Origin of the sequence: Bradyrhizobium sp. CIR48, from assembly GCF_014198315.1 — a bacterium.
Classification (GTDB): domain Bacteria; phylum Pseudomonadota; class Alphaproteobacteria; order Rhizobiales; family Xanthobacteraceae; genus Bradyrhizobium.
The window spans coordinates 593662-608647 of sequence record NZ_JACIHG010000004.1 but is presented as its reverse complement, the minus strand read 5'-3'; the positions used below and the strand labels follow the sequence as shown (position 1 = coordinate 608647).

The window sequence follows — 14986 nt, the reverse complement described above, 5'->3', positions numbered from 1 at the left end:
GAGACTTTCTTGGCGCATCGCATTCTCATCGTCGACGACGAAGGCCATATCCGCGAGGTCATCCGCGTTGCGCTGAAGAAGGCCGGCATGGACGTGATCGAGGCCCGCGACGGCAAGGAGGCGCTCAGCCGCTTTGCCGCCGACAGGCCAGATCTGATCGTGCTCGACATCGGCATGCCCGAGTTCGACGGCCTCGATGTCTGCCGCGAGATCCGCAAGACGTCCGACGTGCCGATCCTGTTCCTGTCGGCGCGCGACGAGGAGATCGACCGCATCCTCGGCCTCGAGATCGGCGGCGACGACTACGTGACGAAGCCGTTCAGCCCGCGCGAGCTGGTGGCGCGGGTCAACGTGATCCTGCGCCGGCTCAGTCCGCGCAACGGCGAGATCAAGGCGGGTCCCACCGCGCTGTCGCAAGGCGGCCTGCTGATCGATCCCGAGCAGCATGTCGCGACCTTTGCCGGCACGCCGCTGAAGCTGACCGCGATCGAGTTCGGCATCCTGCGTGCGTTCCTGACCCGACCGACCTCGGTGTTCAACCGCGAGCAGCTGATGCGGGCGGCCTATCAGCTCAACATCCAGGTCTCCGACCGCACCATCGACAGCCACATCCGCAACATCCGCGCCAAGCTCGCCGCGCTGGCCTGCGACAACGTGATCGAGACCATCCACGGCGTCGGCTTCAAGCTCGGCCGCTGCGAGAAAGCGGCATGAGCGCGGCGCCCGACAAATGGCGGCCCTCGCTGGGGCTCGTGATCTTCACGGTGCTGACCACCGTAGGCGTGCTGCCGCTGGTCGGCCTGTTCTTCTTCCGCCTCTATGACAACCAGCTGATCCGCCAGACCCAGGCCGAGCTGATCGCGCAAAGCCGCGTGCTGGCGACGATCTATGCACAGGAGGTCACGGCCAGGCTCGACAGCGGCCTGACGCTCGGCGCCGAGGTGCCGCCGAACGTGCTGCCCGACCCCGGCGACCAGGTCACCCCGATCCGTCCCGCACTTGACCTGACCGCGAACGATCTGCTGCGGCGGCGGCCGGATGCGCAAGCCGCGCCTCATCCGGCGCAGGCGGCCTATGTCGAGATCGGCGCAAAGCTGACGCCGATCATCCGCGAGACCCAGAAGGTAACGCTGGCGGGCTTCCGCATCCTCGATCCGCAGGGCGTCGTCATCGCCGGGCGGCAGGAGGTCGGCCAATCGCTCGCCCATATCGAGGAGGTCGCGGACGCGCTGCACGGGCAATACCGCGCCACCTTGCGCAACCGCGTGCCGGACAAGCCGCCGCCGCCGATCTATTCCTTCAGCCGCGGCCTCGGCGTGCACGTGTTCTCGGCGATGCCCGTCATCGTCAACAACCGCGTCGCGGGCGTGATCTACACCACGCGGACGCCGAGCAACATCTTCGACCATCTTTATCAGGAGCGCGCCAAGTTCGTGCTGGCCGGGCTCGCCGTCATCCTCGGCACGATCGCAATCGGCCTCGTGTTCTCGCGCACCATCACCCTGCCGATGCGCGAGCTGATCGACCGCGCTGCCAGAATCGGCCGTGGCGACCGCGAGGCCTTCCAGCCACTCCGGCATTACGGCACGCGCGAGTTCGCCCAGCTCTCGCACAGTTTCCTCGGCATGGCCGAGCAGCTGGCGCGGCGCTCCGACTATATCGCGACGTTCTCGGCCCATCTCACCCACGAGCTGAAATCGCCGCTGACCTCGATCAAGGGCGCGGCCGAGCTGTTGCAGGATTCGTATCAAGGCAGGTCTGACGGACTGACGCCGGCCGAGCAGAAGACGTTCATCGCCAACATCCTGTCCGACACTCAGCGGTTGGAGGCGATGGCGCAGCGGCTGCGCGATCTGGCGCGCGCCGAGAGCCTGCCGCAGAACGAGCGCACGGAGCTGGCGCCCGTCATCGCCGACCTCAGAAACAGGTTTCCGGCCAGCTCCATCGAGGCCAGCGGCAGCCTCGACCGGGCGATCGGCATGTCCGGCGAAAAGGCGCTGATCGTGCTGTCGCATCTCGCCGACAACGCGATGCGGCACAAGGCCGGGACGATCAGGCTGCATGCTGTGGACGAGCGCACGACCCTGCGTCTGACGGTGAGCAATGACGGCGAGCCGATCTCGGCACCGAACCGCGACAGGATTTTTGATGCCTTCTTCACCACCCGCCGCGACCAGGGCGGCACCGGGATGGGGCTTGCGATCGCGCGCGCGGTGATGGCGAGCCATGGTGGCTCGATCAGGCTGAAGCCGACCGACGAGGGCGCAGCCTTCGAACTGCAATTCCCTGTCGCCTGAGGCGCGATGAGGTCATCGCCCCTCAGCTTTTATTTGGGCATGATCTGTTCGGAAAACCGCTTCACACTTTTCCGGATCATGCCCTAGATCGCAAACACCCACGCCGCGACGATGGTGCCGATGGTGACGAGACCCGCGATGGTCCAGCCAGCGGCATATTCCAGCTCAGGATGACCGGTCGCCCGCATGATCTCTGCCGGATCGGCGGTATGCTTGTGTGCCATGACAGCCTCGCACGTTTCTTCCCGCGTCATATGTAAGTCGCACCAGCCGCCATTAGGTTCCATCACGGAAATGCGAGGCATGACGCAGCTTGGCTTGTTCGCCGTCCCTGACGAAGGCCCTACCGGTCTTCGCTACGCGGACAATTTTATCGAAACCGCCGTCGAGCAAGGCTTGATCGGCCGCATCGCAACATTGCCGCTCGAGCGTTTTCAGTTCGGGGCGTTCGAGGGCAACCGCCGGGTGGCGTCGTTCGGCTATCGCTATGACTACACGCTGCAGCGGCTCGCCGAGGCGGAGCCGATCCCGGACTGGCTATTGCCCATCGCGCGTCAGGCCGAGGCCTGGGCCGGGCTGCCGGAGGCCAGCGTCCGGCAGGTGCTCTGCACCGAGTATGAGGCCGGCGTCGGCATCGGCTGGCACCGCGACAAGCCTCACTTCGACAAGATCCTCGGCCTGTCGCTCGGCTCGGCCTGCAAATTCCGCTTCCGCCGCCGCAGCGGCGACAAATGGCAGCGCCACACGCTCGAGGCCCAGCCGCGCTCGCTGTACATGATGGAGGGCGAGGCGCGCTCGCAATGGGAGCACAGTATCCCGCCGGTCGAGGCGCGGCGTTACTCCATCACGTTCCGGACGATGAAGCGGGCCTAACGCGGCCGGCCAGACAAAAAATGCGAAAACAACCCCATGCAAAGTAGAACGCCCGTTCTGCCCGAGGCGTGGCCACGCCGCACAAGGGTTTGACACATCGGTGCAAAACCGCCGCCTTGCGCAATCACCGCACGGCTTGCGTCTTGCCTTCCGAATCCGGTTGCATGCTAGATTGGCAGCACGCATTCCGCGGCAGGAGGGAAGCATGGCCGACAACAAGGCAAAGCGCGGCGGGGCCGATCGGGCGCTGATTGCGCTCACGGAAAAATATGAAGTCGCCTACTGGTCGAAGAAGTTCAAGGTGACCCCGGCCAAGCTGAAATACGCCGTCAAGAAGGTCGGCCGTTCCGCCAAGAAGGTCGAGGCGTATATCAAGCTCCAGAAGCACCGCGCCTCCGACAAGAGCCGGATCGCGCTGAGCGAAGCCTATGAGGTCCGTTACTGGTCGAAGAGATTCAAGATCACCCCGGCCAAGCTGAAAGCTGCCGTCGCCGCGGCCGGCCATTCCTCCAGGAAGGTCGAGGCCTATCTCGCCGCCCGGAAGACGGCAAAGAAGAAATCGGCCAGGAAGACGACAAAGAAGACGACGAAGAAGGCAGCCAAGCGCAAGAGCGCCGCCTGAGACCTCGGAAGCCATGGTCACATGGGCCACGTCGTCGCCAGTGCGCCCGGAGGCCGCTGGCGGCCGGGCGCCAGCCGAAAATCTCGCACGCGACGGCAGTGGGGCTTTCGGGGTGATCGCTTTGCTGTCGCCAAACCAAAGGTGCCGTGAAATCGCCTCAAGGCGGACGAATAAGGCGAATTGAAAAGACAGGCCAAACCGGCGAACCAATATGGGGGCGCAAAGGCCGGCACCAAATGAAGAATTATCTCGCTTTTTTCCTGTTTCTGTCCATTACGACAGCTTCTGCGCACGGCCCGTTGCCGGCGCGGCTGACGCCGCCCTCCGACCTCGTCCTGACAGGCCTGACCGATTCCGACACCACCGCCGGCGGCACTGCGCGGCTGTGCGAGCAGGTCACCTTCTCGCGGGGCCTGCGCTACGGCGAAAACGAGGCCAACGTGCTCGACGTCGCCGCCAGCACGACCAAGGCGGATACGCCGCGGCCGGTGCTGCTATTCGTGACCGGCGACAGTTTCACCGGTGACCGCGCCGCCCCCGAGCTGTCGCGCCAGATCCAGGACCAGGCCATGTGCTTTGCCGCCCGCAATGACATGATCGGGGTGCGCGTCAATTATCGCCTGGCCCCCGCAGCGACCTGGCCGATGGGAGCGACCGACGTGGCGGCGGCGCTGTCCTGGGTCCACGGCAATATCGACCTGTTCAACGGCGACGCCCGCGAGATCGTCGCGGTCGGATACGGCGCCGGTGCGTTCCATGTCGCAACCCTGCTGGCGCATCCCGAGCTCCAGGCCGACCGTGCCGATGTCGCGGCCGTCGTGCTGGTATCCGGCATCTATCGTGCCGGCAAGGACGCCAGCGACAGCGAGAAGGCCTATCTCGGCGGCGACGCCAGCCAGTACAACGCGCGCTCGGTATTCCCCGGCATCCTCAATGTCGATGTGCCGATCGTGCTGGCCTGGGCCGCGGACGATTCCCCTGGCCTCGTGACGCAGGGTGAGACCCTGAAGAAGACGCTCTGCGGCGCCGGCCATTGTCCGCGCAGCGCGCTGCTGCGCAGCCGCGACGGCATTGCCTCCGCCTTCGGACTGGATGGCTCCGGCGACAGCCTCGCCGAGCCGACCCTGCTGCTGGTGCATCAGCTCGAGGCACGGGGGCTGCCGTAGCGGCGTGTCAGTACGCCTGCCATTTCCGTACGGGCCTGCGCTATATTGAAGCGGGCTGCCAAGCCACACGATTGCCAAACGCCTGATCTAGATCAACTCGCCTTGGTGCGGACTGAGCCGACCTCGTTGGGGGCCAACGACAAGGTGTCGAGCATGCGCGTCACCGGCAGACTGCTGTTCGTTTTGATCGCCGCACTCGCGTCGCTTGGCGCGATGTCCGAGCAACGCGCGGACCAACCCACAAGCGACAAGGAAATCCGCATCGGCAATGTCATGCCGTATTCGGGAGCGCTCTCTGAATTCGGCGCGATCGGTCAGGCGGAGGCCGCCTATTTCGACATGGTCAACGCGCGCGGCGGCATCAATGGCCGCAAGATCCGCTTCATCACGCGCGACGACAATTCCGATCCGTCGACCGCGCTGGAGCTGACGCGCAATCTGGTCGAGAAGGACGACGTGCACCTGATGTTCGGGTCGTTCGGCACGCCCGGCAATCTCGCCACGCGCTGGTATCTGAACGAGAAGAAGGTGCCGCAGCTTTTCGTCGCCTCCGGCGACGAGGAGCTGAGCCAGGCCAGGGCTTTCCCCTGGACCATGGGCTGGCAGCCGTCGATCCGGTCGGAGGGGCGCATCTACGCCAACTACATTCAGGCCTATTATCCCAGGAAGAAGATCGTCGTGCTCTGGCAGAACGACCAGTTCGGACGCATGCTCTACAAGGGAATCCAGGACGGACTTGGCGATCTGAACCGCCATATCCTCGTCGACATCGCCTTTGACATCGGTGACGAGCACCTCGACGGGCACGTCTCGATCCTCAAGCGCGCGGGTGCCGATATCTTCGTCTTTCTCGGCGTGCCGTCGACGGCATCCAAGGTGATCAGGCTCGCGGCTTCGCTCAACTGGCGTCCGGTCTTCATCGTCAACGATACTTCCGCCTCGATCGCCAATGCGATGGCGCCCGCAGGCCTGGAGAATTCGGCCGGCGTGATCTCGGCGGCCTTCCTGAAGGACCCCAGCGACCCCGCCTGGAAAGACGATCCTGCCATGAAGGAATGGTTCGCCTTCATGGACAAATACCATCAGGTCGAAAGCACCAACAACAGCGCCGCGGTCTTCGGCTACGCCGCGGCCGAGGCGTTGACGCAGGTGCTGAAGCAATGCGGCGACGACCTGTCACGCGAGAACATCATGCGTCAGGCGGCTTCGCTGAGGGGTTACAACCCTTCCGTCGCGCTGCCCAACATCAGGATGAATACCTCGCCGAACAACTATCTGCCGATCAAGCAGATGCGGCTGGTGCAGTTCGACGGGCGGTCGTGGCAGCCTTTTGGTGAGGTGATCGAGACGGCGTTCACGGAGGGGGCGGCGAGGTGAGGCCCACGTAGACCTTTTGGTGGGCCTCCTTCCTCTCTCGTTGCGGGAAGCGCACGCTTACCCTCCCCTGGAGGGTAAGAGAGCATGCCCCACGGAAGCTCTCTCAGAACAGCAGCCCTCACGCGGGCTTGAGCGAAGCCAGTGCGTTTTCCAGCAGCGCGCGCCGCATCGCCGGATTTCACCACCGCGGGATCGAGATAGAGCTCCAGGCCCGGCGCGCGCTCGGTGATGACACCGCTTCGCTCGGCCGCCGCATCGCTCAGCGCGTCGACCGAATAGGGAATCACCTCGCGGCTGATGGAGACAGCTCTGAGAACCAGGAGCCTATGCCGCATCGAGGGCTTGCATTGAGAGACCGGGTCTGGCTGGTTCTAGCTCCTGACAATCAGACCGGAACTCACCATGATCCAGTTCGACACGTTGCTGACCTATATCGCGGTGGTTCTCGGCCTCTTTCTCATTCCGGGTCCCGCGGTGCTCTTGGTGCTCGGGCGCGCGTCTGTGGGCGGGCATCGCGTCGGAATTGCCACCGGTCTTGGCATCGCTACTGGAGACCTGCTTCACACCGCGATGGCTACGCTCGGATTGTCGGCGGTGCTGATGACCTCGGCCCTCGCCTTCAGCCTGGTGAAGTACGCCGGCGCTGCCTACCTCATATATCTCGGCATCCGCGCGCTTATGGAAAGAGGCGAGGATATCAAGTTGGCGCAGTCGCGTTTGGTCGACGCGTCGCTCGCCTTCCGGCAGGCGGTGCTGGCCGAACTGCTCAACCCGAAGACGGCGCTCTTCTTCCTGGCCTTTCTCCCACAGTTCGTACATTCCGAGAAGGGCTCCGTCGTTGCCCAGCTTGCAATTCTTGGCCTCATCTTCGTCATCATGAGCGCGATCTACACCGCGTTGATCGCTCTTGTTGCCGGGCAAGTCGCTGGCTGGCTCACCCGTCATCGCAGCATCGGCCGCTGGCAGGGCCGCGTCATCGGGGCGATCTACCTGGGTCTTGGCGTTCGCATGGCCTTGCAGCAAAAGTAGCCTGATCGTTCCGCCCCGCCTGGAGAGACTCATGACCGAGACCATTCGCATCAAGCGCTTCCATGCGCGGCCCGTGATCGTGCCGATGAACCTGCCGCTGCAGACCTCGACCGGCGCTGTCGCCAAGGCCCCGCTGGTGCTGATCGACTGCGAGACCGACCAGGGCGCCCGCGGGCACGCCTATCTGTTCTCGATCACACCGTCGGCATTGAAGCCGCTGACGGCGATGGTCACAGAAATGTCAGACCTGCTTGCCGGCGACGAGCTGCTGCCGTTCGAGATCGAGCGCAAGCTGACCCAGCGCTTCACCCTGCTTGGCCTCGCCGGCCTGCAGCGGCTGGCGCAATCCGGCATCGACATGGCGGCGTGGGATGCGCTTGCCCGCAGCAGAGGCCTGCCGCTGGCACGGCTGCTCGGCGGCGCGCCGAAGCCGGTCAAGGCGTACAATTCGAAGGGGCTCGGCATCATGCCCGCGCGCGCCGCGGTCGAGGAGGCGCACAAGCTGCTGGCCGAGGGATTTCAGGCCGCCAAGATCCGCGTCGGCCGGCCCGATGCGCGGGAGGATCTCGCCGTCGTCCGCGCGGTGAGAAAGGCCGTCGGCGACGAGGTGACGCTAATGTGCGACTACAATCAGGCACTGACGGTGACCGACGCCATCCAACGCGGCGAGATGCTCGACGACGAGGGCTTGAGCTGGATCGAGGAGCCGATCCGCCACGACGATTATGCCGGCTGCGCCCGCATCGCCGACGCACTGCATACGCCGGTCCAGATCGGCGAGAATTTTGACAGCGCCTTCTCGATGCAGGCGGCGCTTTCCGCGGAAGCCTGCGATTACGTGATGCCCGACGTGCAACGGATCGGCGGCGTGACCGGATGGCTGCGCGCCGCGTCGCTCGCGCATGCCGCCGGCATCGAGATGTCCTCGCATCTGTTCTCCGAAGTGAGCGCGCATCTGCTCTGCGTGACGCCGACGGCGCACTGGCTGGAATATGTCGACTGGGCCGACGCTGTGCTGTCGACGCGGCTCGAGATCAAGGACGGCTTTGCGCTGCCGAGCGAGGAGCCCGGCAACGGGATCGCGTGGGACGAGGCGGCGATTGCCAAATATCTCGTCAGATAACGCTGCCCGCTATGACCGAACAGCGGCAATCATGTTCAGCTCGACCGGCGCCCCTCGCGGCAACTCGGCGACGCCGACGGACGTCCGCGTATGACGACCGCGCTCGCCGAGGCGTTCGATCAGCCGGTCGGAGGCACCGTTCATGACTTGCGACTGCTGGGTAAATCCAGGCGCTGAAGCGACGTATCCAACGAGCTGCAGGACCTGGACGATCCGGTCCTCTCCGCCTGTGGCGTGATTGATGGCGGAGATGCAGAGATCAGCGCAAAGGGAAGCAGCTTCCTGTGCGGCCGCGATATCGACGCCTGCTCCGACCTTGCCCACATACAGCAGGTCTTCGCCGCGACGCGGCAGCTGGCCACTGACATAGGCGAGCCCGCCATGGATGATCACCGGCAAGTAGTTGCCGCCGGGCTTATTCACGCTGCTCATCTCAATAGCCTGCCTTCTCTTCACATCTGGCGGAGCGACGCATTTCGTCGCACGCGATAGCTCGATCGCACCAGCTCGCCGTGGCGGATGACCGGACAATGACAGGCCGCGAATCATGGATCAAGCCTGCGAAGCTGATCAGGCCTGGCGTGAAGACCTGACCTTCGTGCATTGCACGGAGGCGGCGCGCGCGATAACGATCCGTCATGACCATTTGGCGCCCTCATCCCCACATCCGCGTCGTCGCGATCGGCCTGCACTGGCGGGACGGGCGCCTGCTGGCGGCCGAAATTCGCGACGATGCCGGGCGGATCAAGGGCGTACGCCCGCTCGGCGGCGAGATCGAGTTCGGCGAGAGCTGGCGCGCTGCGCTGATGCGCGAGCTCAACGAGGAGCTCGGCATCGACGTCACCATCGCAAGCGAGCCGTTGGTGCTGGAGAACATTTTTGTGCACGAGGGATCGACCGGGCACGAGGTGATGTTCATCTGCGAGGTGGAGTTTCCTGACGGCGCCTTCGCCGGTGAGGACCGCATCGACTTCCTCGAGGACAATGGAGAGCCGATCGTCGCGCGCTGGTTCAACCTTGCCGAGCTCGACGTGGACGGCGGACCGAGCCTTTATCCGACCGGGTTGAAGGATGTACTGCTGGGAGCAAAAGACGGCGGGACGTGAGAGGAGGCGCTCCCTCACCGGCCCTCGCCGCCATCGCGCCGATAGCGGAAGTCGCAATGGGACGCGCCTTGCATGATCGTCTGCGTCCGCGCGAGCTTGATGTCGGGACCAAAGCCTTCCGCGGTCGCAAAATCGGCCGTGCAGATCAGGAGGAAGCCGAGCTCCGGTTCGCCGAGCGCCTTATAGAATTCGGCATAGGCGCAGCGCTTGACGTCGAAGGCAAAGGCATCATGCGACTGCTCGATGACGTCATAGGCGAGCGCGTCATCGCGGGAGTAGGTCTTGAAGGCAGACGATACGGCCTTGCCGAGATCGGCTTCGCTCTCTCCCTGGCTCTTGGCCTTCCAGAATTCCTCGCCGAAGCCGCGATAGAGATCGCCGAGCGCCTTGCGCACCAGCGCGTTGGCGCGCGCCTCGCCGAGCTCGGCCTGGAGCGCCTTGACCAGCGGCACCAGCACCTGGGCCTGGATTTTTGCTTGCTCGATGACGGATATGCTCATGGGCGGGCTCGCGTCGGAAGGCCACATCGCAGCCAGGATGGAGCGTAAGCATAATCTCCGCGGCGAGGATTAGCTAACTCTCGGCCGGGTAGGCCAGGCGGCCGTCGGCCACGCCCCGCGCCGCCGGGTTCATTTCGGCCGGTTTGACCTGCCCGGGACCGAGAATGTGGAACACCGTCTCGCCGGCGGCGAGCAGGTAGTCGGTGATGATCCTACGGTGACATCGCCACCACAATGTCTCCGCGCACATGATGGCGCAGCGCTCCATCTGCCCGACGGCGCGCAGATGTGCGAGCCCTTCGTGAAAGGCCGCGCCCATCGCGTGGTCGGCGTAATTGTGAAAGCTGCCGTTCTGCCAGAAGGCATTGGTCTCACGCGGCACCTCGCGCTTGCGGCTGCGCAGGCCGCCGAGCGAGGCAATGTGCTCGTAGCCGATCGAAGCAGCCGCGAGCGATTGCGGCAGGGTCTCGCGATTGTACTGCGGGTTGGTACGGGAGCGGGGCACGGTCCGAACGTCAACCACGAAGGTGACCGCGCTGTGATGCAACAATTCGAGGAATTCCTCGATCGAACGTGTGGCGTGGCCGATGGTGAAGAACGGATGAGCCATGGTGAGACCTCGACCGCTCGGCTCGCCGGCCGTCAGCTTTTCAACGACCGCAACGCCCGGCCCTTGTGCAGGGCGACGTGATCGGTCTTGTCGCTCCTGATCTCGTACTGCGGATCGTCGGGCGTGGCGTGATGGACGTAGCCCTTGTAATCGACGTCGGCGGTGTGCACGCGCAGGATATGGCCGCGCACCCGGCCGGCCTCGGAATTCCAGCTGACGTGGTCGCCGACGGCAAACCTTTTTCCGCGGGTCTTGGACATGGCGGATCAATGCGCGGCAGCACCGGCCTGTTCCAGGGGGCAGCCCCCGACCGCGCGGGGCAGGCTAAATCCCTGCGGCAATCCACCAAGGCGTGGGCAACGAAGACGTGATGCAGCGGCGACCGCGGATCGCGCGATCCTGAAAGGTCGGCGAGGCGATCGATGATATTACGGCCATCATTCAAAACGAGAGGTAACCATGCCCCCTTCCGGGATGTCTCGAGGCTCCATCAGGCCGCGGCCATCTGCGCGATGCCGTCGTGCTGCGGCAGCGACCGCAGCGCTGGTGCTCGCCGCAACGTTCTGGTCAGCAGGAGGGGCGCAAGCTGCCGCAAATGACGCCGAGGCACGAGCCACCTTCGAGAAATTCATCGCCGCGCAGAATGCGCATGATGCGGACGATGTGAAGGTGATGCTCTGGAATTCGCCCGGCACGCTGTTGTTTGCGAGAGGCATCGAGACGCGAGGCCGCGATGCGGTCGCCACCCGCTTCAAGGCCTATTATGAGGGCACCTGGCACCTCGAACCCGACATGTCGAAATTCCACGTTGCGGTGATCTCGAACGAGGTGATGCAGATCCTCGTTCCAATCGTTTTCACACGCGGCCTTCCGGGCAAGCCGTCGCAACAAAATACGTTTCTGATCAGCCAGACCTACGTTCAGGATGCGACCGGCTGGCACGTCGCCTCCATCCTGCCGGTGGCGACGGAACTGAAGTGATGGCCGGGATGGGCCTCTGGAGGGGCAACCCGGATTGCGCTTCGCTCCATCGGGGCTACGGGCTGTCCAGCGAAACCGAGCAAGACGCGCCAGTCCGTCTCCGCTCTTCGAGCTACGCCGGACACGCTTCGCATTGAGATCGTGGCTTGCCGAGCCCCGTAGCTCGCGGCGGCAGCCCGCCTGCGCCCTTCGGCCTTCGGCCTTCGGCGCGGCATCCTTCTCTCGCTTCGCGAGCGAAGGATGGTGGGCACGACAGGGATCGAACCTGTGACCCCTACCATGTCAAGGTAGTGCTCTCCCGCTGAGCTACGTGCCCTAATAGTCCACTTACGTCGGGTGGGGTCCCTATAACGGACGAGGGGACCCTGCGCAAGGACGGAACGGGGCCGATTTAGGCCGCCAGCATCTTGTTCACTTCGCTGACCAATTCGCGCAGATGCACGGGCTTGGACAGCACCTTGGCGTTCTTGGGGGCGTCCGAATCCGAGTTCAGTGCGACCGCGGCGAAGCCGGTGATGAACATGATCTTGATGTCGGGGTCGAGTTCCGAGGCCCGGCGGGCGAGCTCGATGCCGTCCATCTCCGGCATCACGATGTCGGTGAGCAGCATCTCGAACGGCTCTTCCCGCAACCGCTGATAGGCGGCCATGCCGTTGTCGTGGGACGAGACCTGAAAACCGGCGTTTTCCAGCGCCTTGACCAGGAAACGGCGCATGTCGTTGTCGTCTTCGGCGAGCAGGATTTTTGGCATGGCAGGAAACGTCGAATCCCCAGAGGATATCAGCAGAGCTTACTAAGCCGGACAGAGGGTAAATTTGGGGTGAAAATCTTAACCCCAAGCCGGCTGCGCTGCCGGCTCCTTGTGAACCGGAATGCCGCTCGAATCAATCGAGCCCCCGGCGCATCCCCGCTTCCCTGCCCACACGGTTAAGACATGTTCCAGCGCCAATCACATCTTTTCGCTTGGCAGAATGGTTGCGATTCCGGACAATGACGACACATAAGAGCCGCATCGATCGGCCGAATCAATTCGATCCGGGGCCCGGATCCTGCCGCTAAGGGACGAAGCCTGAGAAGATGACCCGGTTTGACGGCGAGGTGTCGCCAGCCTTCGAGATCGTTGAGCCCGCGCAATGGCGCGCGCCTGTCATCTTCAACTCGCCCCATTCCGGCTCGACCTATCCGGACGAATTCCTCGCGGCGTCCAGGATCGACCTGCCGACGCTGCGGCGGTCAGAAGATTCCTTCATGGACGAGCTGATCGGCCATTTGAGCGAGCGCGGCTTTCCGACCGTGCGGGTCAACTTTCCCCGCTCCTATGTCGACGTCAATCGCGAGCCCTATGAGCTCGATCCCCGCATGTTCAGCGGACGGCTGCCGAGCTTTGCCAATACCCGCTCGATGCGGGTCGCCGGTGGCCTCGGCACCATTCCGCGCGTGGTCGGCGACGGCCAGGAGATCTACCGCGACCGCATCCTGGTCGACGATGCGCTGGGGCGGATCGAGACGCTGTACAAGCCCTACCACCGCGCGCTGCGCCGGCTGATCAACAAGGTGCACCAGATGTTCGGCACCGTGGTGCTGGTCGACTGCCATTCGATGCCGTCGGTCGGCGTGTCCCGCGACGAGCCGCGCCGGCCCGACGTCGTGATCGGCGACCGCTACGGCACGAGCTGCACCCCGCTTCTGCCCGACCGGGTCGAGGAGACCATGACCGGCCTCGGCTATTCGATCGGCCGCAACAAGCCCTATGCCGGCGGCTTCATCACCGAGCATTACGGCAATCCCGCGAGTGGCCTGCACGCGGTGCAGCTCGAGCTCAACCGCTCGATCTACATGGACGAGCGGCGGCGCGAGCGGAGTGCGCGCTTTGCGCAAGTGGCATCCGACTTCGGCGTTCTCGCCGACGTGCTCGCGACCACGATTCCCTTCGGCGATCTCGGCCCGTTCCAGGCCGCGGCCGAATAGGCGCCGGCCTTCCTTCGTCAGATCGTATTGCCTGTGATTGGCGCGAGCGCGCCTTCGCTTCGCTTTCGCTGCGCACGTTGAAACGAAAACAGAGCCGCAAAGAAAAAAGGGCCGCTCGCGAATGACGCAAGCGGCCCAAGTCTAGGGAGGAAACGCCCAAGGAGGGCAGCGGTAACGCCAAGCGCTACCGCACCGCAACAATATGCGACCGCGACGCACAAAGTGCAAGGGCTTTCGAGCCGTTTCCCATGCAGTACGCACATGGCTCAATTGCTTCTATGGAAACCCAGATTCAGTTTCTTTGATAAGGAAATTCAATGGGTTGATAGTCATTTGCATACGAACAAGGCATATTCGGAACTAAGTTTTCAACTCCGTGATCGATATTTGGCCAGCAGATGACTTGAATGAGGCAGCCGCCTTCGGCATCCAAAATACCAGGGTGCAAGATCAAGACAGCGCTGCACGCGGCAGGCGAATTGAGCTAGGCAGGAGGAAGCTCCATCCAACTTTCGCTTTGAGGATTTGGCCTGTGACGGTGATCGACTTCTCCGCCTTCATCGGACGGCTCGCCACCGCCTCCGGCGAAACTATCCTGCCGTTCTTCCGCACCTCGCTGTCGATCGACGACAAGAGCAAGACCAAGGATTTCGACCCCGTCACGGAGGCCGATCGCGCCGCTGAGGCGGTGATGCGCCGGCTGATCAAGGCCAACTTCCCCCAGCACGGTATCGTCGGCGAGGAATTCGGCAACGAGCGCGAGGACGCCGACTATGTCTGGGTGCTCGACCCCATCGACGGCACCAAATCCTTCATCGGCGGCTTTCCGATCTGGGGAACGCTGATCGCACTGCTGCACAAGGGCGCGCCGGTCTACGGCATGATGCACCAGCCCTTCATCGGCGAGCGCTTCTCCGGCGACAACGGTTCGGCCAACTACAAGGGCCCGTCCGGCGAGCGCCGGCTCCAGGTCCGCCGCTGCGCCTCACTTTCGGAAGCCACGACCTACACCACCAGCCCGCTTCTGATGAACGACCGCGACCGCGCCATTTTCAGCCGTATCGAGCAGGGCGCGCGTCTGTCGCGCTATGGCGGCGACTGCTACTCCTATTGCATGCTGGCGGCCGGCCACGTCGATCTCGTGGTCGAGACCGAGCTGAAGCCTTACGACATCGCAGCGCTGATCCCGATCGTGACCGGCGCCGGCGGCGTCGTCACCACCTGGGAAGGCAAGCCGGCCCAGGGCGGCGGCCGCATCGTCGCGGCCGGGGATGCCCGGGTTCACGAAGAAGCACTGAAACTGCTCAACCAATAACAAACGCGAGCGGAGGCTT

The 14986-nt window shown here is 64.1% G+C and carries 18 protein-coding genes and 1 tRNA gene; 12 read left to right on the top strand and 7 right to left on the bottom strand.

All coding sequences use genetic code 11. The features are described from left to right. Positions 1 to 9: 9 nt before the first annotated feature. On the top strand, positions 10 to 714 hold the full coding sequence (locus GGD66_RS16455; RefSeq protein ID WP_092255443.1) for a response regulator: 705 nt from the start codon (positions 10 to 12) through the stop codon (positions 712 to 714). After that, positions 711 to 2297 carry an ATP-binding protein gene (locus GGD66_RS16450; RefSeq protein ID WP_183258351.1) on the top strand — a complete coding sequence of 529 codons (1587 nt, stop codon included), beginning with the start codon at positions 711 to 713 and terminating at the stop codon, positions 2295 to 2297. The genes GGD66_RS16455 and GGD66_RS16450 overlap by 4 nt, the downstream gene beginning before the upstream one ends. Positions 2298 to 2380: 83 nt before the next feature. On the opposite strand, the gene GGD66_RS16445 is transcribed toward GGD66_RS16450, so the two are convergent. Further along, positions 2381 to 2521 (bottom strand): hypothetical protein, encoded by a 141-nt coding sequence (locus GGD66_RS16445; RefSeq protein WP_018321489.1) that lies wholly within the window; start codon positions 2519 to 2521, stop codon positions 2381 to 2383. A gap of 79 nt (positions 2522 to 2600) precedes the next feature. Between GGD66_RS16445 and GGD66_RS16440 the strand changes: the two genes are divergently transcribed. From GGD66_RS16440 to GGD66_RS16415, 6 genes are all read left to right on the top strand, one after another. Next, a complete protein-coding gene (locus GGD66_RS16440; protein WP_183258350.1) occupies positions 2601 to 3170 on the top strand; it encodes an alpha-ketoglutarate-dependent dioxygenase AlkB in 570 nt (189 codons plus the stop codon). A gap of 205 nt (positions 3171 to 3375) precedes the next feature. After that, positions 3376 to 3792 carry a DUF3606 domain-containing protein gene (locus tag GGD66_RS16435; protein ID WP_104464870.1) on the top strand — a complete coding sequence of 139 codons (417 nt, stop codon included), beginning with the start codon at positions 3376 to 3378 and terminating at the stop codon, positions 3790 to 3792. A 236-nt stretch (positions 3793 to 4028) separates the two neighbouring features. Then, entirely contained in the window at positions 4029 to 4958 is a 930-nt protein-coding gene (locus GGD66_RS16430; RefSeq protein ID WP_183258349.1) for an alpha/beta hydrolase, read from the top strand. 153 nt (positions 4959 to 5111) lie between these two features. Next, the gene (locus tag GGD66_RS16425) at positions 5112 to 6335 is read left to right on the top strand and encodes an ABC transporter substrate-binding protein (RefSeq protein WP_183238415.1); all 1224 of its coding nucleotides are present in this window, start codon (positions 5112 to 5114) and stop codon (positions 6333 to 6335) included. A 402-nt stretch (positions 6336 to 6737) separates the two neighbouring features. Continuing rightward, positions 6738 to 7364, top strand: a complete 627-nt coding sequence (locus GGD66_RS16420) for a LysE family translocator (protein ID WP_018316147.1) — start codon at positions 6738 to 6740, stop codon at positions 7362 to 7364. A gap of 31 nt (positions 7365 to 7395) precedes the next feature. Beyond that, positions 7396 to 8487: an enolase C-terminal domain-like protein gene (locus tag GGD66_RS16415; protein ID WP_183258348.1), complete on the top strand. Its 1092-nt coding sequence runs from the start codon at positions 7396 to 7398 to the stop codon at positions 8485 to 8487. A gap of 9 nt (positions 8488 to 8496) precedes the next feature. Here GGD66_RS16415 and GGD66_RS16410 read toward each other — a convergent pair whose 3' ends face one another. Further along, positions 8497 to 9036, bottom strand: coding sequence for a RidA family protein (locus tag GGD66_RS16410; protein ID WP_246788897.1), 540 nt, complete (start codon positions 9034 to 9036; stop codon positions 8497 to 8499). 89 nt (positions 9037 to 9125) lie between these two features. On the opposite strand from GGD66_RS16410, the gene GGD66_RS16405 reads away from it, so the two are divergent. Beyond that, a complete protein-coding gene (locus tag GGD66_RS16405) occupies positions 9126 to 9593 on the top strand; it encodes an NUDIX hydrolase (RefSeq protein ID WP_018316151.1) in 468 nt (155 codons plus the stop codon). A gap of 14 nt (positions 9594 to 9607) precedes the next feature. On the opposite strand, the gene GGD66_RS16400 is transcribed toward GGD66_RS16405, so the two are convergent. The 3 genes from GGD66_RS16400 to GGD66_RS16390 all read right to left on the bottom strand — a co-directional run bounded on the left by GGD66_RS16400 (position 9608) and on the right by GGD66_RS16390 (position 10963). Continuing rightward, complete coding sequence (locus GGD66_RS16400) at positions 9608 to 10093, bottom strand: L-2-amino-thiazoline-4-carboxylic acid hydrolase (protein WP_049814776.1); 486 nt, start codon at positions 10091 to 10093, stop codon at positions 9608 to 9610. A 73-nt stretch (positions 10094 to 10166) separates the two neighbouring features. Next, a complete protein-coding gene (locus tag GGD66_RS16395; RefSeq protein ID WP_092255465.1) occupies positions 10167 to 10703 on the bottom strand; it encodes a DUF488 family protein in 537 nt (178 codons plus the stop codon). A 32-nt stretch (positions 10704 to 10735) separates the two neighbouring features. Then, a complete protein-coding gene (locus tag GGD66_RS16390; RefSeq protein ID WP_183238404.1) occupies positions 10736 to 10963 on the bottom strand; it encodes a DUF2945 domain-containing protein in 228 nt (75 codons plus the stop codon). A 286-nt stretch (positions 10964 to 11249) separates the two neighbouring features. On the opposite strand from GGD66_RS16390, the gene GGD66_RS16385 reads away from it, so the two are divergent. Then, positions 11250 to 11684 carry a DUF4440 domain-containing protein gene (locus tag GGD66_RS16385; protein ID WP_312014140.1) on the top strand — a complete coding sequence of 145 codons (435 nt, stop codon included), beginning with the start codon at positions 11250 to 11252 and terminating at the stop codon, positions 11682 to 11684. 241 nt (positions 11685 to 11925) lie between these two features. Here the strand turns inward: GGD66_RS16385 and GGD66_RS16380 are convergent. Then, a tRNA-Val gene (locus GGD66_RS16380) sits at positions 11926 to 12000 on the bottom strand. Between the two features lie 75 nt (positions 12001 to 12075). Further along, positions 12076 to 12435 carry a cell cycle two-component system response regulator CpdR gene (gene cpdR, locus GGD66_RS16375; protein WP_007597092.1) on the bottom strand — a complete coding sequence of 120 codons (360 nt, stop codon included), beginning with the start codon at positions 12433 to 12435 and terminating at the stop codon, positions 12076 to 12078. Between the two features lie 326 nt (positions 12436 to 12761). Between cpdR and GGD66_RS16370 the strand changes: the two genes are divergently transcribed. Together GGD66_RS16370 and hisN are read left to right on the top strand one after the other, a co-directional pair. Next, entirely contained in the window at positions 12762 to 13652 is an 891-nt protein-coding gene (locus GGD66_RS16370; RefSeq protein ID WP_183258346.1) for an N-formylglutamate amidohydrolase, read from the top strand. Positions 13653 to 14184: 532 nt separating this feature from the next. Next, the gene (hisN, locus tag GGD66_RS16365; protein ID WP_018316157.1) at positions 14185 to 14967 is read left to right on the top strand and encodes a histidinol-phosphatase; all 783 of its coding nucleotides are present in this window, start codon (positions 14185 to 14187) and stop codon (positions 14965 to 14967) included. Positions 14968 to 14986: the final 19 nt, after the last annotated feature.